Genomic DNA, 20,322 nt, shown 5'->3' with positions numbered 1-20,322 from the left:
CCGAAGGAAAACGGCTGCGAAAAGGAGCCGGACAGTCGCATTGGGCACACCGAGCGCCCGCACATCCCGCTGGGAAAGCGTGGGGTAAAGTGTAGCGGGCGGCGGGGGAAGAAGTCCACTCTGCTGACTTTTGCCAGGCGCGAGGAGGTGGAACCGCCCGAGGGCCCGGCGCGGAGACTCTCGTCGGGAGACTTCCTTCCGCATGAGAAGGCAAACCGCCAGGGCGCCAGGGCGCCAAAAAAGGATGGGAAAGGGATGGAGAGCGCGCTCGGAAGAACCAAAATCCCTTCCCTCTCTTGGCGCTCGTGGCGCCCTGGCGGTTGAAATGCACGCGCCGAAATGAGAACGGCCGGAGCCCTCCGCGTGGGAGAGATCCGGCCGTTGAGGCATGAACCCGTGAAACGTCGAGCGTTCCGCGTCAGTCGCCCGGATTGAAAATAATCGGGTAAACGACGGTGACGATGCCGCCCTCGGGCTGCGGGAACGAGAGGTTGCCGAAGCCGCGGACGACGCACGACACCACGCCCTGATCCGGAAGATCCGAGCCTCCGTCGGAGGCCGTGGACACCGCGCCGCTGCGGTCGATGACGAACTTCACCGACACGCGGCCGGCCAAGTTCGGATTGGTGCGCATGCCGTTCTCGTAGCAAAGACGGAAGCGGCCGAAGTTCTGGCGGACGATGCGCTGGATGACCTCCGGCGGCAGCCGACCGTTCACCTGCGTGGTGCCCTGGCGGATGCTGGGCGCGCGCGTCTGGTGCGAGCCGCCGAGACGTCCGTGGCCGTTGCCGAAGCCCTGGCCCGTTCCGGTCCCTGCGCCGTGGCCCAGGGTGCCGATGTTTCCGAGGCCGATGCCCTCGCCGCGACCGCCGCCGCCTTCGCCGACGCCCGAGAGGCCAAGGCCGCCCGCGCCGAAGGAGTCGCCGATGGTGTCGCCCCACATGTTGCCGCGGGCGCTCATGGGATCGGTGCCCAGCGAATCCTCGCGACCCCACGGCGCGGTGGGCGCGTTGGGATCGGCGCCGCCGCCCACGTTGAGCAGGCCGATCATGCCGAATTCGGCCGCCTCGTGGAGCGCAGCTTGACGTGCGATGTGCGGATCGGGGTTGTCCTGCGGGCCTTGAACGCCGTAGCGGTGCCCCGTCTCCTTGGTGGTCGGGTTCCCCATGGAACCTTCTTCACCCTTGGCGCGCGTTCCGGTGCCGCCCTCGCGGTTGTCCGCGTTGTCCTGCACCGCCTCGGTGTCGCGCTGCTCTTGCTCGCGCTCGGCCGCCGCGTTGAGCAAGTGCTGCATCTTGAGGATCTGGTCGCGATCGATGGCCTCGCTGTCGTCGGCCCCCATGCTGGGCATGAAGAACGCGAGCGCCGCCACCACGCCCATGTGGATCAGGAACGAGAGCCCCACGAACGCGTACGCGGCCGGCTCGAACTGCGCAAAGGCGCCCATGGGCGGGGCCTTGCCCGCGTTGACGGCGCTCACCTGGAAGACGAGGCCCGAGCCCTCGAGCTCCATCCGCGCCTTGGCGCCGGCCGGCAGCTCGAACTCGTAGCCGCCGCTGATCTCGCTCGACGGGCGCGCGCGCCCCGATTGAATCAAGTCGGCGATGGTCAGCTTGGGCTGCCCCGGGATCTCCACCGTGCCCGTGGTGCGCGGCAGGATCACCAGCGCCGCGCTCCCGCCGCGCGCGAGCACGATGGGTGCGCGCGTGGTGCCGAGCGTCTCGCTGGGGATGAAGTAGTCACATTGGATGTTGCCGATCTGCTCCTCGCCCACGAAGAACGAGCGCGGCGGCGTGAGGTGCGAGACGTGGAGCACATTGGCGTCCCACGAGATCATCACCTCGATGGCCGCGAGGTGCGGGATCTCCACCTCGTCCGGGTTCACCTCGGGGCCGCTCTTGACGAGCTTGTACGTATAGGTGCCGGGGGGAGCGTTGGGATCGACGTCGCTATGTCCGTACGGCGACTGCGCCTGCGCGGTGAACGGGCTCGCGCCGGGCGGGCCCGAGAACGAGTGCGATCCGGGCGGCGCCGCAAAAGGATTGGCGGCGAACGGGTTGCTCGCGGCCGCTGCCGCGCTGGCGGTGGCCGCCGTGCCCGTGACGACGCCTCCCTGCACGATCGGCGATGCGCCGGGGCCGGAAGCAGGAGGCGGTGCAAACGGATTTCCCGTGGATGCGGGCGGCGGGCCGTAATTACCTCCAGCAGCAGACGGCGGCGGCGGCTCCGCGGGCGGCATGGGGAATCCACCGGGGCCGAGCACGGCGCCCGTGCCCTGCGTCGTTTGCACGCGCGGCGGCGGTGCGGGCGGCGCCGGCGGCGGGCCGACCACTTGATGGCTCGAGGCGCCTGCGCCTGCCAGCTCGGCGTTCTCGAGTTGAATCAAGGTCGAGCCGATTTGAATCTGATCGCCCGGGCGGATCTTGCACTTGTTGACCCGCTGGCCATTCACCATCGTGCCCGGCTCGTTGCCGAGATCGATCAAGGTGATGTCCCCGGGGGAGGCGACCTCGATGACGGCGTGCATGCGCGACGCGAGCTCGTCGTCGACGCGCAGGTGGCTGCGAGGGTCTTTGCCAATCTTGACGACGATGTCCTGGACGATCGTGTCGCGACGAATCAGCTGATCGCCTTGGTAGAGCGCAAATGTGAGCGCAACCTTCGGCTTACCTTGGCTTTCCATGGCTTATAGATTCTCCACGGACTTCAACATCTCCGGCACAAAGGATGTACGGGGCCGAATCAACGTTGTACGAACCGGTCCCGGGCGAACGCGAATGGTCGCATCTTGCGGGCCGAAGCCGCCCGCGCTGAGTGGATCGTCGGAAAACTCGTAGCCGTAACCTTCATTGCTCGAGGTCGACTTGGCCCCGCCCGTCGCCGAGGATCCACCTGCCGGCTGGGCACCCGCGCCGCCTGCAGGCGCCTGAGCAAATGCGGAAGCACTAAGAAGAAGAACAGCCGCCACGCAACCGACCATCATCCCGCGCTTAACCGACTTCGGCTGCTTCATGGTGTGTCTCTCCAATTGTTCCGGCCAAAATTTTCGAAAGAACGCAGGCAAAACAGCCCGCCCATGCCCAAATTGCGATTACAGTGACAGTGTACCCCCCGCCGGCCGCGACGGTCAATCTCTCCGCTCGATGTTTTGTCGCTTCTTTGCATGCGTCTTTGTGTGCGGAGCAGTGCTTCTTACGGTTGCGGTGCAAGATGCCAGCGCGGAGGATGGACGCCGCGATCGCGCCATCCCGAGAGCCTCGCTATTTCAATCGACAGAGCGCGAAGGGCCAAGTTCCCAAAAAAAGCACCGCGCGCAAACGCGCGCGGACAATGTGCGAAAGGTAATTACTTCTTCGGCGCCTCGGCGGCGCCGGGCGCGCCGGCTGGCGCAGCGCCGGGCTGGCTTGCGTCGGGGCTGGTGCTCAAGAAGGCGAGCGTATCGTCGATATCCTGCATACGCTCTTTGGCGCGTTTGACGGCGCCGTCGTACTCGGTGCGGCCCGTAGCCTTGACCACGAACTCGCTGTAGATGCTCTTGGCCTGGTTCAGCGCGGCCATGGTCTTGTCCTTACCGCCGCCGCCCTTGGCCTTGTACTCGTGGGTCAAAATGCCCTCGTTGTAGTAGGCGTCCGGCCGGGAGGGGTCGAGCTTCTTGGCCGCATCGAGCTCGGCCTGCACCGCGTTCACCTGCGCGTCGTAGTTGGCGTCGGTGATGAGACCCCGGAGCGCCAGCGCCATCCCGAGGTGCGCGTCGTAGTCGTTGGGGCGCATGTCGAGCGCGCGGCGAAGGGCGGCCTGCGCCTGCTCGAAGCCGCGGAACGACAGGTTGACGAAGGCGTAGTTCATCTGCGCCTCGAAGAACTTCGGATCGAGCTTGGCGGCCGTGTTGAACTCGGCCACCGCCCCGTTCACCTGCCCCAGCTCGTTCTGAATGAGCCCGGCGGTGTTGTGGATCGGCGCGTAGCTGGGGTTCTTGCGGACGGCCTGCGAGCAGACCAGCGCCGCGAGCTCCAGCTGCTGCACGTCGGCGCGCTTGGCCAAGGCCGAGTTGGTGGCGATGGTGCGCCCTCGCCCTTTTCCGGAGCTGACCTTCACGCTGCCCGCGCGCTTCTTCGCCTGCTGGAAGTAGTAGAGCGCGAGCTGATTGAACGCCGGCATGTACGCGTCGTCTTTGGCGAGCGCGCGCTGGATGTTCATCTTCGCGCAATCCATGTCGTTCTTGCAGCCATCGCCGGCGGCGGCGCTGTCGCGCTGCATCTGGAACATGGCCAAGTTGACCAGCGCGGGGATGTTCTCGAACTGCGAGTCGAGCACCGACTGCTGCAGCGCGGAGATGGCCGCGTCCTCGTTGCCGTCGGCTTTGTACTGGTAGAGCGCGAGCTGCACGCGGGCGTGGTGGAACTTGGGGTCCTCGGAGAGCGTCTTCTCGAAGAGGGCCTTCGCCTCTTTGTCGTTGCCGCAGCGCTGCCAGGCGAGGCCCGCGTTGAACGTGGCCTCGGGGAACTTGCCGCCCTTTTGCTCGGCCGCCGCCGCCTTGAACAAGCCGGCGGTCTCCTGGCACGCGGCCTCGTTCCAGTTGCTCGCCTTGTCGTGGCCGTGGAAGACGTCGATGGCCGCAAAGAACTTGCTCTGCGCCTCCTTGTTGACCTCGACCGCCTGCGAAGGACCTCCGCCCTTGCTTCCCCCTTGCGGGGTCTGCGGCCCTTTTCCTTCGGCTCCGCCGCCGCACGCGATGGCGGTGGCCCCGAGGAGCATCGCGCACAGGGCGCCGAGAACTCCACGCGTGTTCGTCTTCCGAGCTTTGGCGTTCATGCTCCCGCTCCTCACTTCTTCTTCCCCTGACCCGGGAGAGGTTTGATGGCGCCCTTCGGTGGCTTTCCGCCGCCTCCACCCCCGCCAGCAGCCTTTCCAGCCGCGGCCTTGCCGGCGCCGCCCTTGTCCGCGCCCCCGCCGCCCTTCTTGCCCGCCGCCGCGTCCTTGCCCTCCTCGGAGTTGGCCATGGTCGCCGCGACCTTCTCGGCCGGGCCGGTGTTCTGCGGGTGCCAGATCATCCCGCCGATGGTGAGCGGCGGCGCCTTGTCATCGAGACCGCTGTTCGACAGGGTCGGTGCGCCGCGCAGCTCGTCGACGACGTGGTACTCGGCCTTGTAGTTCTTCGCGAGCCACACCTCGCAGCTGCGGGAGTAGTCGTCGAAGTACTGGAACTTCACGGAGTACGAGAGGCAGGTCACCAGCGCGGGCTTGGCGCGCTGCACCTTGATCGGCTCGCTCTTCGCGTCCAGCTGGTCGTAGTAGACGCCCTGCATCTCGGCGTCCTTCTTCCAAGCCTCCGGGATGGGGGCCCGGCGGAACTCGTCGACGAAGTCGCCCCACATCAATCCGACCCTGGAGCCGGCCGCGATGACCCACTTGGGCGGTGCGTCGGGCTGCAGGTCGACGATCTTCTTGTACTCGGCGGCCGCCTTTTCGATGGCGGGCCCCTTCTTCTCCAGCCAATCCTTGACGCGCGTGTTGATGTGGCGCGACACGTCCTCTTTGCTGCCGGAGCCGCGGTAGACGGGGAACTTGACCTTGTCGACCGTCTCCCTCTTGAGCTCCTCCGCCGCGTAGAAGTAGGCCTCGCCCACCGCGTTGAGCGCCTTGCCGACGCGCTTTTGCTTCTGCGCCTCGTCCTCGTTGGGGTACGCGTCGTTGATCTTCTTCACGGCCTCCGCCGGGTTGTCCCAGATCTTGCGCACGCGGGCGTAGTCCACCTGCGCGCGGTCGCGATTCTGGTGACGGACCTTGGTGTACGAGCGGGCCAGGGTGGCGTGCGCCTGCGCCTGGATGTCGGGCGCCGCGCTTCGGTCGATGTAGCCGATCGAGCCCTCGAGCGCCTTTTGCGCCTTGTCCCAGTCTTCCTTCTCGGCGTAGTGCGCGCCGATGGCGAAGGCGATGGCCGCGGCCTGCGTGGGCTTGCTGGCGCCATAGTTCTTGCGGAACATGTCGGCGTCGCGGATGCCGGCTTCCTCGTCGCCCAGGCCGAGCCGCAGCACGGTCGCGTCGGAGAGCGCCTGGTCGGCCTTCTCGTACTTGGGGTTCTCCTTGGCGAACTTTTCGAACCAGTCGGCCGCTTGATCGTAGACCGCGATCGCCTGGTAGTTGCCGCCGATCTCGTAGGTGGCCCGCCGCGCCAGGTCGGACTTGTCCATCTTGTAGCGCGGGTCGAGCAACGTGCGGCGCGTGGTGATCGCCTTTCCGATGAGGCGCGCCGCTTGGAAGGCCTTGGCGGCGTTGTAGAGGATCTCGTCGACCCGCTCGCACTGCGCCGGCTGCCCTTGGCTGATCGGGGCCTCACCGTAGCGGCGCCACAGCTCGATGTACGTGCTGCCCGCTTGCTCGTACGTCTGGACGGCGTTGGGGCCGCCCTTGTCCGCGAGCTCCACCAGCTTCTGCGCCTTCAGGCGCTGGATGTCGCACTGGACCTTGGTGAGCGACACGCACTGGTCGGCGTTCTTCTTCTCGTTCTCGCCGGTGCAATACAGCTCGACGAACTTGGGCACGTCGTTCTGCATGTCGTCGTAGCAGGACGGGCGCGGGGGGTTCGAGTGCGAGCCGATGACATTGATCGACTCGAGGTAAAGCTGCGCGGCGTAGATGCCGACGTCCTTGTCGGCGTTCTGCATCGCGATCTCACGGAAGGCGGCCGCGGCCTCCTCCCAGTGCTGCGCCTCGAAGTAGGTGCGGGCGCGCGCGTACTTGACCTCGACCAGCTGGTCCTGCCCCGTCTTGTCGACCGGCTTGATGTAACAGATGTACCGGTTGAAGGCGGTGATCATCCCCTTCTGGTTGTCGGTGAGCGGCTTGGGCTGAAGGCGCGCGGTCTCCTCGGCCTTCTTCTGCGCCTCCGTCTGCGTCTTGGCTTGGCCGGGCGCGTTGCCCATGCCCTTGCGATCTTCGCCACCCTTGTGCGTGGTCTCGTAGATGTTCTGGTAGCAGAGCACCGACGCGTACGCGGCCTCGGGGGCTTCGGGCGCCGTGGGGTTCTCGGCGACGACCGCGTCGAAGGCCGGTCCACACTCCGCCCAGCGCTGCTGGAAGTAGAGCAGGTCCGCCATGGCGTAGCGGATCTTGTAGATGGTGGGCCAGTCCTCTTTGACGATGCGCGGGAACTCGAACGAGGCAAAATCCTGCGCCGTCCACGTCTCGCCAATCTTCTTGTAGAGGTAGGCGGCCAGGGTCATCGCCTTCTGATCGCCCGTGCCGCGCTGCCCTTGCGAGCCGACGGCCTCGAGGTGCCACGCCATGCCGGTCTCGGTCAGCAGCGCCGCGGTTTTGTTCGCGCACTCGTGCTTGGCGTCGGCCGGGTGGTTGGCGTTCTTGAACTCACTGTAGTTCTTGAGCTGATTGTCGAGCTCCGCCTTCACCGAGTCCTTCTGGCTGGCCTTCATGGCCAGGGTCGCCTCGGTGATGTGGGCTTGGTAGACGCAGTGCTTGTCGCCGTTGCGATCGCGCGCCATCAAGTCGCGGTAGAGCGTGATCGCCTCGGGGTAGTGGCCCGTGTCGAGGTAGTTGATCCCGAGCTCGTCCATCATCTTGTACGTGTTCGTGTCCGAACCCGACGGATCGCCCGAGATGTTGTGGAAGTAGTTGTACGCGGCCGCCGGGTTGCCCTTGAGCGCGTAGACGGGGATGGTGTCCTTGCGGGCAGCCTCCGCCAGCTTGGTGGCGCCCGGCTGCTCCTTGTAGGTCATGCCCCAGTCGATGGTCTTCTTGAACGCATTCAGAGCCTTCTCGAAGGCCGACTGGTTCCAGAAGACGTAGCCCAGCTTGTACCAGGCGTACCCGTACACCTTGTTCTTCTCGGGCGGGTACTTGATGACCTCCGTGTACGCCTGCGCGGCCAGATCCCACTTGCTCGGATCGCCCATCGCCTCGTTGAAGAAGAGCTCTCCGAAGGCGAGGTACGCGTGCGGCACGTACTTGGAATCGGGGCGCTTGTTGATCAGCTCGAGGTAGACCTTGCGCGCGTTGGCGTTGTCGTTCGACTGCTCGTACTCGTAGGCGAGGTAGTAGAGGACCTCGTCGAGCTTCGAGTAGTTCGGGTACTCGTTCTTGATCAGCGCGTAGTACGTCTCGGCCTTGGTGCGCGCGCCGTTCATGATGCGCGCGGCGTCGTTGGCCACCGTCTGCTTCTGGCCGGCCGCGGCGGGGTTGGCCTTCTTCAAGTTGTCGCGGTCGATTTCGGCCTGCGTCTTCTCCTTGAAGGCGGCGCTCTCGAGCTCGACGTAGTCCTCCGACAAACGACGCGCGAGCTCGACCCGGTCGGGCGAGCTTCGCGGCGTCGACTGAAAGAGGCTCTCCAGGCCCTGGATCTCCGTCACCAGGAGCGCGCGGGCGCGCGCCTGCAGGCGGCTCTTTCGCTCATCGCGCGGCACGGACTCCGTGGGCGCGCCCGGCTTGATCTCCCCTTTTTTCTTGGCATCGAGAGGTGCGACACCGCGAAAATTGACCTGGGGCTGTTTGCCGTGCTTGCCGACGTCGAACTCTTTCGGACCGGCCCCCGGGCACGCCGTGAGCTCTTTGCGGGCGCTGTCGTTCACGCACACGCCGCCCGCGGTCTCGGCTGCCCCGGCCGTGGAGTGGACCACGACCATGGACAGGAGCCCGAGCCCGAACGCGATGACCTTATTCATGAGAAACTACCTCCCGCACTTCGAGGTGATGGTCTGGCGGTAGAAGCCGAGCTCGTCGCGCCAGTATTCGCCATCGAACGGCCAGATGACGTGCTCCTCGTCCGGCTTGACGATGTTGGCCTTCGACTCGGCCGCGGTGACCTGACCGCCGGAGATGGCGACGTCCAGCTGGTTGCGTTGGGCCGCTGTGATGTCGATGAGGATTTTGGACGCGTTGCGCAGATGTTCGTTCAGCTCATCCAGGTTTCGCTGGTAGCGGTCACGGGCCAGCTGCCCCGTGTTGCGCACCGCGAGATCCCGCGCGAGCTGGAGCGAGTCCTTGACGTCGGCCCCCAAGGAGGAGGACTGGAAGCTCGCGGGCCGCGCCTTGAACCGGGCGCCTTCTTCGTCGAGAACCTTGACGTATTCGAGGTTTCGCAGGAGCTGGCGATCGGAGAGCGCATTCTGGACGATCGGCTTGATCCGCGGATCGAGGTGGGCTTTGTCTTCGCGCACGTCCTTGAGAAACTTGTAGAAGGCTTCTTCTTGGTTCTCGCCTTTGAATCGCCCGAGGACCTTGTTGAGCTCGTCGAAAATCGGCTGATACTTACCCTGGAACTTTGCAACGATGACGCGAGCGTCGTCGTACTGGCAGTTCGCAAAGTAGATGACCGCACGCAGGACTTCCGCTTCCGGGTAGTGCGAATTGGGGAAGTAGGGCGCCTGAATCGTGTGGATATTACCAAGTGCGTGCGGGTAGTCGCCTGCCATGAAATAGGCCCACGACTCCTCGAAGAGCCCATCGAGCCAGTACTCGCTCGCGACGTCGACCTTGTTCCAGTACTTGACGGCGGCCGAGAGCTTCTGGCTGTCGATGGTGGGGGCGTTGTTCTCGTCCAGCCGCACCGAGGCCGAATAATAGGTGCGGGCCATGGAGAGAAACGCCAGATCCCGCATGCGGGCCTCGTCCTCGACGCCCTGCACGCCCTCGTCGATGGCGCCGACGATGCGCTGGAAGGATTGGACCGCCGGGACGGACTTTCGCAGCTGGACGTAGCTGATGCCCTGGAAAAATTGGGACTGGACGTAATGCTTCGATTGCCGGTCCACCTTGGTGAACAGGCGAATGGCGTCCTCGTATTGACGATTGCGATATCGGTACCGACCGAGCAGATAATTCAGTTGCCAATACAAATCGCGCTGATTGGCATTATTGAAGCGCTCGATTTGCGCGTCCGAGTACTTGCCGACCCGCTCGACGATGTCCGCCGGCTCCGGGAGGTCGGTGGCGAGCTTCGACAACCAGAGGAGCGTCTCGTTGAATTTGAGGTGGTTCGACTTCTCCGCGATCTCGCTGAAGATGCCGTAGGAGGCCTGGTAAAATTTCAGCCGATAGAGCGCAATCGCGAGGTGGTATTGCGCGAGCTGCTTGTTGCCCTCGTCGTCGCCGGTCTCGCCCTTGCGGACGCGGTCGAGGGCCAGCGCGGCCTCCTGCCACTTCTCGCCGTCGAAGAGGCGCTTGGCTTGCTGCGCCTGTTCGGTCATCTGGCCGGCCTGGGGGGGCGGCGAGTTGTCCACGGCCTTGGCCGCGGTCGCGGGGGCCGCGGGGCCTCCGGTCGGCGCGGGTTGATCCAGCTCGACGTCCGCTCCGCCGGCCGGCGCGGGCCTGCCGGGCGTGGATGGGGGGGCGGGAGCGGCGGGTTTGCCGGGCGCGGGCGCTGGCGCGGTCGGGGGCTTCTTGGGCTTTCCCTTCTGCGCGTCGGCCATACCGGGCACGCCCAGGGTGAAGGCCGATGCCAGCAGAACGAGAGCTACTTTATTGAGAGGGCCACGACCGGCCCACCTAGAGATGCGTCGCATCGATTTGCTCCTCATGCTCGCGCGCGACGTCGCGGGGATCGGGATAACTGGACGACCGGTCCGCGCAACGAAAACGCCAACGATGTTCGAAGGATATTCACCCCGAGCCGTGCGATGGTACGGAGGCGATTTGCTATCTGTCAAGGTGAAACAAGGCCAAGTCCAGCGTCATCCGCCGTCGACATCATATTGAAAATAAGATGGCCGAGACGAAGAAAGATGGCGGCATCTTCGGCCATTATAGAAGCGTGCGGAGAACCACTTCGGCTCACCCGGACGTCCGAAGGTGCACCGTGTCTCTGGGATTTATGCAATTAGAGGGCACGGGTCGCGCTTGACCTCATTCGGAGAACTCGATTAGCCTTGAACAAGCTCTGATCGCGTCTCACGCGACGCGCCGGCGGCGCGCGCCCAGGGTGGCTGTAGTGGCTGCATCTTCCTAGAGAGCCAGAAAGAAGAAAGAGAGCCTCACACGATGATTCGCTCGCGCCTCCTCCTATCCCGAGGACTGTTTGGTTTCGCGGCTTCGGCGGTCATTTTTGCCATTGCGGCGCCAGGATGTAACGAGACCGCGGGCGTAGGCGACCCGTGCCGTCCGGAGCGTGAGTACGATCCCACGTTCACGGGCTTCAACGTCGACGAAGTGAACGTCGAGTCGAAGAGCTACCAGTGCCAAACGCGCCTCTGCCTGGTGAACCACTTCCAGGGCCGCGTGAGCTGCCCCTACGGCCAAAAAATCGACGGGACGGGCAACGGCGAGAAGGGCTCCCCCTGCGTGCTCCCCGGCACGGCCAGCAGCCCCGTCACCGGCAGCCCGGACCCCAAGGTCGGCAAGAAGGTCGACCCGCAGATCAAGGAGCGCAACCCCGAAAAGGCGGTCTACTGCTCCTGCCGCTGCGCCAACGCCGACGGCAAAGACGACGACGGCGCCAACTACTGCAAGTGCCCCGACGGCTTCACCTGCGAGCAGCTGGTGCAGTCCATCGGCGCCATCAGCAGCGAGCAGCTGGCCGGCGGCTACTGCGTGAAGAACGGCACCAAATACGCGCCGCAAGCGGCCAAGACGCCCTGCAACGCCGACGAGAAGAACTGCGAGGGCTGACACGGATCCGGCGGCCCGCCAGGCGCGACGCATCGCGGTCGCCCGGCGGGCCGAGGAGGTCGTCGTCGCGTACTTGCAGGCGCAAGGATTTGCGATCGTTGCGCGCAATTTGAAGCTGGGGCGGCTCGAGATCGATATCGTGGCCCGGCGCGATGCGCTGGCGGTGATGGTCGAGGTGCGCGCGAGGGGGCGGACGGCGTTCGAGCGGCCGCTGGCCAGCGTGGCGGGGAGGAAGAGGATGCACCTCGTGCGCGCGGCGGAGCGACTGTGGCGCCTTCACCTGGCGAAGGTGGCGGGGGTCGAGCGCATGCGCATCGATGTGGCGGGGGTGACGTTTGGGCGCGATGGGGTGGCGGACGTGGAGTACATCGCGGGGGCGATTACGGCGTAGCGGAGGATCTCGGCGCAAGGTGCGCCGCGAGGCTTCGTGCCTCGGGGGCCCGCGCGATCCTTACTTCTCGAGGGAGAGGCGGATTTCTTCGCGGACGGCGGAGATGTCGTGGAGGGCTTCGTCGGGGACGCCGGCGGCGCGGGCTTTTTCGATGGCGGTGTCGAGGAGCTGGTACTCGCGCTGTTGGCGGGCCTTGAGGCTCTCGACCATGTCGAGGAAGGTGCGGAAGAAGTCTTGGAGCTCGTCGCCGCGGCGCAGGCGGCCTTGGAACGAGAAGCTCCCCTCCCCCACTTGGCGCAGGAGCATGGTCATCTTGTAAACCGGCCCCGCGACCTTGTGGGTGAAGTAGATCCCCAGGAGGCCGATGAGGATGACCATCAGGCCCAAGCCCCCGACCAGCGCCGCGAACATGGTCTTTTGCTTCTGCACCAGCGCCTGCCGCTGCTCGGCGATCTTTTGCTCCGTGAGCACCGCCTCGCCCGTGAAGGAGCTCGCGAGCTCGGGATTGTCCGCGTAATTGTTGCTGATCGTCATCTTGACGACGTCGGACACCTTCTTGCTCTCGTCGACGACGCGCTGGCTTTGCTCCACGACGTTCTGGCTCGTGTTCAGCAGGAACACGCCCAAAATCGCGCTGATGACCAGGGCGACGGCGATGATGAAGCCCGTGTATTTGAGCTGGAACCGCGAATCGATGAGGTAGTTGCGCAAGCTTCGCTGGTGGCGACCGGCTCCAACGGAAGGGGGTGAAGGAGCCGAGGAGGCCGCAGGGGCGGAAGTGGTCATCGGTTTCTTTCCATCATCGTGCCGGACATGACCCCTCCGCGCTAGTTTGTCATCCTTCGGACTGGATGGCCCGCAACATCATTATTGAAAATTTTGCGCAAAAAGCTCGGCCGCACGTTCCGCTGCCATCCCCATCAAATTTTGCTCCGCCGAGCGATCGTTGGGCCGAACCCCCGCTTGGGTCAGCCCCGCCGGCACCTCACCGCGCAGGTTCTTGCCGGGGTAGTCGAAGACGGCGCACTTGACCCGCACCCGCAGGTTGCCCCCCGCGTAGTCGAAGCGCTCGACCGAAACCGACAGGTAGTAGCCCTTCAATTTGCGCTTGGTGATGGTGGCCCGCGCCGCGTCGACCCCCTCCTTCGCCGGCGCGAGCTGGTAGCCGCCCAGCGACTCGATCTTGCCGCGCAAGGCCGGGAGGATCGCGCGCTCCACCTCCTCGAGCGGCCGGCCCGTGTTGTTGGTGATGGGCGAGATGGCCACGTAATAACGTGCATTCTGCACGAATTTGGGGCTCCACGGGCCGAGGGGCGCGAACGATGACGATGACGCGGTGGACTCGACGGGTTCCAGGGTGTCGAGCGTGCGTTGGAGCTGCAGCTTCACTTGCTCGCTGCTCTCGACCTTCAACCGGCTCCGCACACAGGAGGCCGACGAGGGGCGACTCAGTCTCTTGAGCGCCGCGGCCACCGACTGACGAACGATGTCGTTCGGGTCGGCGAGGGCCTGGCAAAGAGGCGTGATGGCGCGCTCGCGTTCGCTCTCGGCCAAGGAGCCCAAGCCGAGCGCGGCGCTGGTCCGGATCCGGTAGTCGTCGGCCACGCCGGGCGCGGGCGGGTATTTCAGGCGCGTGATGAGAAAATCGGTCCGGTCTTCGGCGCGCACGCTCGCCACAGGCCATGCGAACAAAAGGACGAAAAGTCCCATCATCCAGGCAAACGCGATCACGCGCTTTCCATTCATCAACGTGCCTGCCACGCTATCATGGGAGCCTGCCCGCGTCGCTAACTCTCATGAAATCACGTGGCCTCAACCGACGGTCTCTTTACCTGCTCGTGTGCGCATTTGTCTTGCTTCCGGCGACGGAGTCACGCGTGCGCGCGGAGTCGCGCGTGCGCGTCCACGGCGCTGCGAAGATCGATGCGCGCGCGGCGCGGTCGAACGGGGCGCTCCTGCTCTCGGGGACCCTCAAGGACGATCTCGGGCAAGCGCTCGCAGGGGAATCCGTCGCCATCGTACTCGCGCGGCCTGCGCGCGAAGGTGCGGGTGGAGCCACGGAGGAGATCGTGCGGCTCGAGGGCGAGCAACGTCCCACCGGGTGCGAAGATCCCGTGCGCGACAAAACGACCGCCGGCCCCGCGCTCACGATGGGCGGGGGCGCGTCGCCGTCGCTCGGTGTGAAGGTCGACGACGCGGGGCGCTTCTGCGTGCGCTTCCCACTTCCACCCGATCGCTACGTGGCGCACCTCACCACGCATGGGGCCACGTTGCTCGACGCCGCGAAGACGGACGTGACCATCGATCTCGCCAAGCGCTCCGTGGCCCTGCGCTTCGATCCCGCGCCGCGCGTGCTGATGATCGACGCGCCCAGCGCGGGGCTCGATGCCGTGGCGACGGTCGACGAAGATGCGCAAGGCGTTACGCTCGCGGGGCGCGTGCTCGAGCTCCGGAACGAGCAGGGCGCCGCCCTCGGACATGCGATGACCAACGCCTCGGGGCACGCACACTTCATCGTGGAGCCGAGCAAGCTCGGACCGCCGGGGCTGGGCGAGCTTCGCCTCTTCTACGCGGGCGACACCGACACGAGCGCGGGCACGCACGCGGCGTCGATCGAGCGGCACACGCACGTGCGGCTGTCGGCGCCGAGCTACGAGGGCGCGGCGGCGGCCGAAAAAGCGCAGCCGGGCGGCGTGTCGGAGGATGGCATCCCCATCGAGGTGCACGCGACCCTTCAAGGCCATGGCGCACGCGAGGGCGATGCGAGCAGCGCACCCCCGGGTGGGAGCGTGGAGGTTCGCCTCTTCGATCAGATCGTGGGCGCGGCGCCGGTGGAGCGCGGACACGCCAACGTGGTCGCGTCGTTCGTGCCGCCCGATACGGCCCACGGTTCCAGCGCACCTTTGGTGCTGCGCTATTTGCCCGATGCGCCGTGGTACGAGCCGGGCGAGCCGTTGACCATTCACGTGGCGCTGCGCGGACCTAGCCCGCTGCGGCAACTGCCTTTGGCGCTGGCGGGGCTCGCCGTCATGGCGTTTTTGGCCTTCGGCCGGTTCGGGCGGCGGGCGGCGCGCACGAGCCCCGCGCGCGAGGTCAAGCCGCTGCCGGCGGGCACCCCCGAGGCGCGCATCGAGGTGGTGCGTCCGGCGCCCGCGGGCCACGGTCACACGTGGACGGGCCGTGTGATCGATGCGCACCGCGGAGCACCGCTGGCGCAGGTGCGGGTGGTCATCGAACATGCCACCTTCGGCCAGCGTGAGCTGGCGGCGAGCGCCACGACCGATGCGCTCGGCGTCTTTCGCCTGGAGGCGCCGCACGTGGGACAGGATCCGCGGCTGGTCGCGGAAGGGCCATTTCACACTGCACACCGTCAAAAGCTGCCGCCGGCGGGGGAAATCCTGATTGCGTTGGTCTCGCGCAAGCGGGCGCTGCTCGACCGGCTCATCGCCTGGGCACGGATGCGCGGCCGCCCATTCGATCAACGGCCGGAGCCGACACCGGGTCATGTGCGCAACGCGGCCGGGGCCGATTTTGGGACCGCCCACTGGGCCGAGGAGGTGGAGCGCGCCGTGTTCAGTGCCGAGGACATCGATGCTCGCGCCGAGGAAGACATCGAAAAATTAGCGCCAATCCCCGCTTCGGTCGGGAAAGCGCGCCCGGCAAAAATGGACGTCCCTTCAGCACAACAGACGCAGGTCAACGCGGCCGCTTCCCCGCCCCGCAGCCACCGGCGGACCTAAACAAATTGTGGACGGGGTCCACACCGGGTTCCTATAGTCGCTCCCGCCGCCGCCATCATCGAGCGAGATCGAAGGGGATTGAACGCGGCGGAACGGAGCTTCAAAGGCCGCCATGGAATGGATCATCGTCGCCGTCGTTGTCGTCGCGATCGCGGCGCTTTTGTTTTTCCGTAGCAAGGGGAAAAAGGCGCCCGAGCTCGAGAACCGCGGCCCTGGCGAAGGGCGCGCTTCGGAAGAGCCCATCGAGCGCGAGAAGCCGGCCCGGGAGAAGCCCGCCGCGCGGAAGGAAGCCGAGGCGAAGGCCCCCGCCGTCAAAAAGCCCAGCGTTCCCCCGACCTCGAAGCCCGCGGCGCCGCCCCTCGACCACGGGCAACCCATCGCGGAGGAGCTCTCGGCGGCCGATCTCGGCCCCGTGCCTTCGGCGCCAGCGCCGGAGGTCAAAGTCGCCAAGCGTGACGTGGCGGGCATTCGCAAAGGTCTGGCGGCCACGCGAACGGGGTTCATCGCGCGACTGACCGCGCTGTTCGTTGGCAAGAAAGAGATTGACCCGGCCATTCTCGAACAGATCGAAGAGGTCATGCTCACGAGCGACGTCGGCGTCAAAACGACGCAAGCGGTGCTCGAGAGGCTGCGGGAGAAATTGAAGCGCAATGAGTTGGCCGACCCGGATGCCGTCTGGGCTGAACTGCGAGCCGAGGCACTCCGCATCTTGTCGCTCGACGGGGGACCGCTCCGATTTCCGACCAAACCGTCGGTTGCGATGATGGTCGGCGTCAACGGGGTGGGGAAAACCACGACGATTGGTAAACTCGCAACGAAATATCACGGTGAAGGCAAAACGGTTTTGCTCGCAGCAGGTGATACGTTTCGTGCGGCTGCGGTGGCGCAACTGGAAGTGTGGGGGAAGCGCGTAGGGGCGGAAGTGGTGAAGGGAAAAGAAGGCTCCGATCCCGGCGCCGTCGCCTTCGAAGCGACGACCAAGGCCAAAGAGGCGAAAATCGACCTACTCTTGGTCGACACGGCCGGCCGCCTTCACACGAAAACGCCGCTCATGGATGAAATCAAAAAAGTCCGAAAGACCATCGCAAAAGCAATGGAGGGCGCCCCGCACGAGATCCTGCTCGTGCTCGACGCCACCAACGGGCAGAACGCACTTAATCAAGCGGCTATGTTCAAAGAAGCGCTTGACCCTACGGGTATCATATTGACCAAGCTCGATGGCACCGCGAAGGGTGGCATCGTGCTCGGGATCTGCGACGAGTTGAAACTTCCTGTACGATACATCGGTCTGGGGGAGCGCGCGGAGGACCTACGTGAGTTTTACCCCGACGAATTCGTTGAGGCCCTCTTCGGTAAACCCGATGAAGAGGCAAGAGCAGCCTGATAGCGAATAGTCGTTGATTGGCTGAAAATGCACATGCTATAGTCGTGTACAGTTTAGCCGTAAGCCTGATTCCCCAATTGTTCTAAGCAGTTAAGTTACGCGGCTGGCGCAAAAATGGAGTGGCGCCTCAGGAAAGGCCGGAGGCGGTTTCTCGTAAAGTGTCACCGCGAGAATGTGGATGCGGAAGGGGTCACGATGAAGCAGGCTAGGCCCGCGGACGTCCGGGCGAATCAATGTCAAAAGCCATGGGAGAGACCGCGGATGCGATGGCTCCTCGCAGGAGCTCTCTGCGCGGGGCTCGTGCTGTCCGCATCCTCGGCGATGGCACAGAAGAAGGGGGGCGGCAAGAAGCCGACGAAGCCCCCCGCCGGCGCACCAGGTACGACGACGCCCGCCGGCACCGTCGAACTCGATCAGCCGGCGCCTCCTCCCACTCCCCCACCGGGGCAGGAGGGCACGGTGGAACTCGATCAGCCGGGAACGCAGCCCGCACAACCCGCGCCGCCGCCCCCCACCGCGGGTGCGACGGGCGGCATCTGCGACATCGATCCTTCGGCATGTCCGAAAGCGGCCGACGTGAAGGCGGCGGCGAGCAAAGACATTCACGCCGAGATCTATGCGGTGCAGCAGATCTACGCGCTGCGCGCGCGCAGGTTCGAGATCAATCCGTTTTGGGGATTCACCCTGAACGACCAGTTCGTGAATCACCCGGGACCGGGCCTCGCGATCAACTATTATTTGAGCAACGTTCTGGCAATCGGCTTGAACGGTAACTTTTATCATGGGCTGAACGGCGACTCGGATTTCAACTTCGAAAACCGCCGCGCCACGCACGTCGCTGCGCCGCTCAATGAATATCAGTTCTCCGCCGCGCTGAATTTCACCTACGTGCCGATGTACGGAAAGTTCGCCGCCTTCGGCGACTTCATCTTCCACTACGACGCGTACGTGGTGGGCGGCGTAGGCGCCATCTCCACCCGGCCGATCCCGGTCATCGACCCGGACAATCGTAAATTCGATTACGAGATGAAGGTGGCGTTCAACGCCGGGCTCGGCCTGCGCATCTTCCTCAATCGCTGGTTCGCGGTGAACGCGGAGGTGCGCGACTACATCTTCAGCGAGAAGCTCGAGAGCCTCACCATCGCCCAGGGTGCAGGGAAGACCGACAAAGGCACTTGGTACGGCGAAAACCAGCTCACCAACAACGTCCAGGCGCAAATCGGTGTGAGCGTCTTCATTCCCTTTAGCTGGGACTACCGGTTGCCGAAATGAGAGCCAAAAACTCTTCAGAGCTCGCCACTGGCGAGGTCGGTCCCATGAAACAGCGAACGATGATTTCTACGCGTCGTCTTCTTGCTTGGTGTTCCGGTGCCGCGGTGGCTGCCTTCACCCTGCTGGGCACCGCGGGGAACGCCGAGGCCCAAGAGATTCAGCTCACGGGCCCGTTGGCGGGCGCCCCTCCCGCCAAGCACCTGCGCTTGTACCGCGAGGGCCGTTTCGAGATCGCCCCCACCATCTCGTTCACCTTGCTCGACGAGTACCGGCGCACGATCTTCGTCGGCGGCCGGCTCCAGTACAACATCAAGGACTGGATCGGCATCGGCGTCTGGGGCGCGTTCGGCGCGGGGAGCATCGCGACCGATCTGACCGATCAAATCAACGAGAAGGCGCCGCGTGGCTCGCCGCTCACGGCGACCAACGTCACGCCGGGCAACTTCGCCGACCAGACGGCCAAGTTGAAGTGGATCGGCGCGCCGCAGATCACGCTCACGCCCTTCCGAGGGAAGCTCGCCATCTTCCAGAAGATCTTCGTCGACACCGACGCGTACATCCACGGCGGCGTGGCCTTCGTGGGGGTGGACGAGCGCAAGGAGTGCGGCGGCGCCGGGCAGCTCGGGTGCACGGATCCGAACTCGTTCTCGCTCGAGTCGCGCACGGCGCTGGCGCCGACCTTCGGGCTCGGGCTGTCGTTCTACATCAACCGATTCCTCTCGCTCGGGGCCGAGTATCGCGCGTTCCCCTTCTCGTGGAACCGCGGCGGGTTCGATTCGCGAGGTGCGGGCAACAACAGCAAGTTCCCCGACGACAAGGTGAACAGCGAGGATCGGACCTTCAAGTTCAATCAGATGATCACGATCGCCATCGGCTTCCATCTGCCGGCGAGCCCGAAGATCAACCAGTAAGCGAGGCTGCGCCTCTCCGGAGGCGCGCCGGTGGATCGTTCGCCGGCCTCCGAAAAAGCGCTCGGCCCCGACTCTTCTCGTCGAAGAGCGGGGCCGATGTGTTTCAGAAGAAAGAAACCGCCAGGGCACCAGGATCGCAAGGGGGCGGAAGGCAAAAAATCTCTTCTTGCGACCCTCGCGTCCTTGCGGTTGACCCTCTTCTCTACGTTGGCTCGCGGGGTTACTCGCGCTTGCGGACCTTGCCGGAGCCGTCGATCGAGTAGCCGGGGGGCAGGGCTTTGCGGGTGGAGTCGCGTTGATCGTCGGGGATGGTCCAGCCGGCGGAGACGAAGCCGTCGGCGATCTTGTTCTTGATGCGGAAGCTCTCTTCGTCGACGAGGAGCGCGATGAGCGCCGGGGTGGCGGCGTCGTCGCCTTGGGCGAAGGTGGTGGCCACGGCGTGGAAGCGGGCGGTCTCGTTCACGTCCTCGAGGAACGGGGCTACGGCCTCGCGGATTTTCTCGTGTTTGTAGTCTTCGAGGGCGGCGAGCAGCTGGATCTTGGGGTCGATGAACTTGGCGTACTCGGTGTCCCAACGACCGAGCCAGGCGAGCAGCTCCTCGATGAAGGCTTCCTCGGGCACGAGCTCCTTCAGGATTCTCATGGGCCACGACAAGCTGGCGGCCTTCGCCGAAAAGGTGCGGATCGGCTCGATGGCGAGCTCGCCGGCGGCGATGATGCCGGCGAAGGCGGTGTCTTTCTCGTCTTGGTCCGTGATCGAGGGGTCGATCGAAAAGGTGAAACGCTTGAGGAGCGCGGCCGCGGCCTCCGCCGTCTTCATCTCGGCGAGCGCGTGAAGGGCCTCCTGGCGGTCGTAATTTTGCGCTCGCTTGTCGCCTGCGCGCTCGGCCCATTTGGCGGCCGCGGCCGCCTTGGGGTCGCGTTTTTCTGCCTTGTCCTTCGAGCCGGACTTGAAAAGATCGAACAAACCCACGACGTTCTCCTCTACGGGGACAACCTGTTTAGCAC

14 protein-coding genes are annotated in these 20,322 nt (G+C 65.2%); 6 read left to right on the top strand and 8 right to left on the bottom strand.

The features are described from left to right. Positions 1 to 418: 418 nt before the first annotated feature. From LZC94_09785 to LZC94_09765, 5 genes are all read right to left on the bottom strand, one after another. Entirely contained in the window at positions 419 to 2,683 is a 2,265-nt protein-coding gene (locus LZC94_09785; protein ID WXB17554.1) for an AgmX/PglI C-terminal domain-containing protein, read from the bottom strand. Between the two features lie 3 nt (positions 2,684 to 2,686). Next, positions 2,687 to 3,013 carry a hypothetical protein gene (locus tag LZC94_09780; GenBank protein ID WXB17553.1) on the bottom strand — a complete coding sequence of 109 codons (327 nt, stop codon included), beginning with the start codon at positions 3,011 to 3,013 and terminating at the stop codon, positions 2,687 to 2,689. Between the two features lie 332 nt (positions 3,014 to 3,345). Then, positions 3,346 to 4,812 carry a hypothetical protein gene (locus LZC94_09775; protein ID WXB17552.1) on the bottom strand — a complete coding sequence of 489 codons (1,467 nt, stop codon included), beginning with the start codon at positions 4,810 to 4,812 and terminating at the stop codon, positions 3,346 to 3,348. 11 nt (positions 4,813 to 4,823) lie between these two features. Next, a complete protein-coding gene (locus LZC94_09770; protein WXB17551.1) occupies positions 4,824 to 8,675 on the bottom strand; it encodes a tetratricopeptide repeat protein in 3,852 nt (1,283 codons plus the stop codon). A gap of 6 nt (positions 8,676 to 8,681) precedes the next feature. After that, complete coding sequence (locus LZC94_09765; protein WXB17550.1) at positions 8,682 to 10,514, bottom strand: hypothetical protein; 1,833 nt, start codon at positions 10,512 to 10,514, stop codon at positions 8,682 to 8,684. Between the two features lie 475 nt (positions 10,515 to 10,989). On the opposite strand from LZC94_09765, the gene LZC94_09760 reads away from it, so the two are divergent. Together LZC94_09760 and LZC94_09755 are read left to right on the top strand one after the other, a co-directional pair. Beyond that, positions 10,990 to 11,616, top strand: a complete 627-nt coding sequence (locus LZC94_09760) for a hypothetical protein (protein WXB17549.1) — start codon at positions 10,990 to 10,992, stop codon at positions 11,614 to 11,616. Between the two features lie 73 nt (positions 11,617 to 11,689). Then, on the top strand, positions 11,690 to 12,007 hold the full coding sequence (locus LZC94_09755) for a YraN family protein (GenBank protein ID WXB17548.1): 318 nt from the start codon (positions 11,690 to 11,692) through the stop codon (positions 12,005 to 12,007). A 60-nt stretch (positions 12,008 to 12,067) separates the two neighbouring features. Here the strand turns inward: LZC94_09755 and LZC94_09750 are convergent, their stop codons facing one another. Both LZC94_09750 and LZC94_09745 read right to left on the bottom strand, forming a co-directional pair. Beyond that, positions 12,068 to 12,793, bottom strand: a complete 726-nt coding sequence (locus LZC94_09750) for a hypothetical protein (protein WXB17547.1) — start codon at positions 12,791 to 12,793, stop codon at positions 12,068 to 12,070. Positions 12,794 to 12,874: 81 nt separating this feature from the next. Continuing rightward, positions 12,875 to 13,768, bottom strand: a complete 894-nt coding sequence (locus LZC94_09745; protein WXB17546.1) for a HEAT repeat domain-containing protein — start codon at positions 13,766 to 13,768, stop codon at positions 12,875 to 12,877. A 116-nt stretch (positions 13,769 to 13,884) separates the two neighbouring features. Here LZC94_09745 and LZC94_09740 point away from each other — a divergent pair, with 116 nt between their 5' ends. From LZC94_09740 to LZC94_09725, 4 genes are all read left to right on the top strand, one after another. Then, positions 13,885 to 15,747: a hypothetical protein gene (locus tag LZC94_09740; protein ID WXB17545.1), complete on the top strand. Its 1,863-nt coding sequence runs from the start codon at positions 13,885 to 13,887 to the stop codon at positions 15,745 to 15,747. A 412-nt stretch (positions 15,748 to 16,159) separates the two neighbouring features. Next, positions 16,160 to 17,131, top strand: coding sequence for a signal recognition particle-docking protein FtsY (ftsY, locus tag LZC94_09735; protein ID WXB17544.1), 972 nt, complete (start codon positions 16,160 to 16,162; stop codon positions 17,129 to 17,131). A 300-nt stretch (positions 17,132 to 17,431) separates the two neighbouring features. After that, positions 17,432 to 18,403: an outer membrane beta-barrel domain-containing protein gene (locus tag LZC94_09730; protein WXB17543.1), complete on the top strand. Its 972-nt coding sequence runs from the start codon at positions 17,432 to 17,434 to the stop codon at positions 18,401 to 18,403. A gap of 104 nt (positions 18,404 to 18,507) precedes the next feature. After that, entirely contained in the window at positions 18,508 to 19,314 is an 807-nt protein-coding gene (locus LZC94_09725) for a hypothetical protein (GenBank protein ID WXB17542.1), read from the top strand. 220 nt (positions 19,315 to 19,534) lie between these two features. Here LZC94_09725 and LZC94_09720 read toward each other — a convergent pair whose 3' ends face one another. Then, a complete protein-coding gene (locus tag LZC94_09720) occupies positions 19,535 to 20,287 on the bottom strand; it encodes a HEAT repeat domain-containing protein (protein WXB17541.1) in 753 nt (250 codons plus the stop codon). Positions 20,288 to 20,322: the final 35 nt, after the last annotated feature.

It is taken from the genome of Sorangiineae bacterium MSr11954, from assembly GCA_037157815.1.
Lineage (GTDB): Bacteria > Myxococcota_A > Polyangia > Polyangiales > Polyangiaceae > Pendulispora > Pendulispora albinea.
This window is presented reverse-complemented; position numbering and strand designations above follow the sequence as displayed.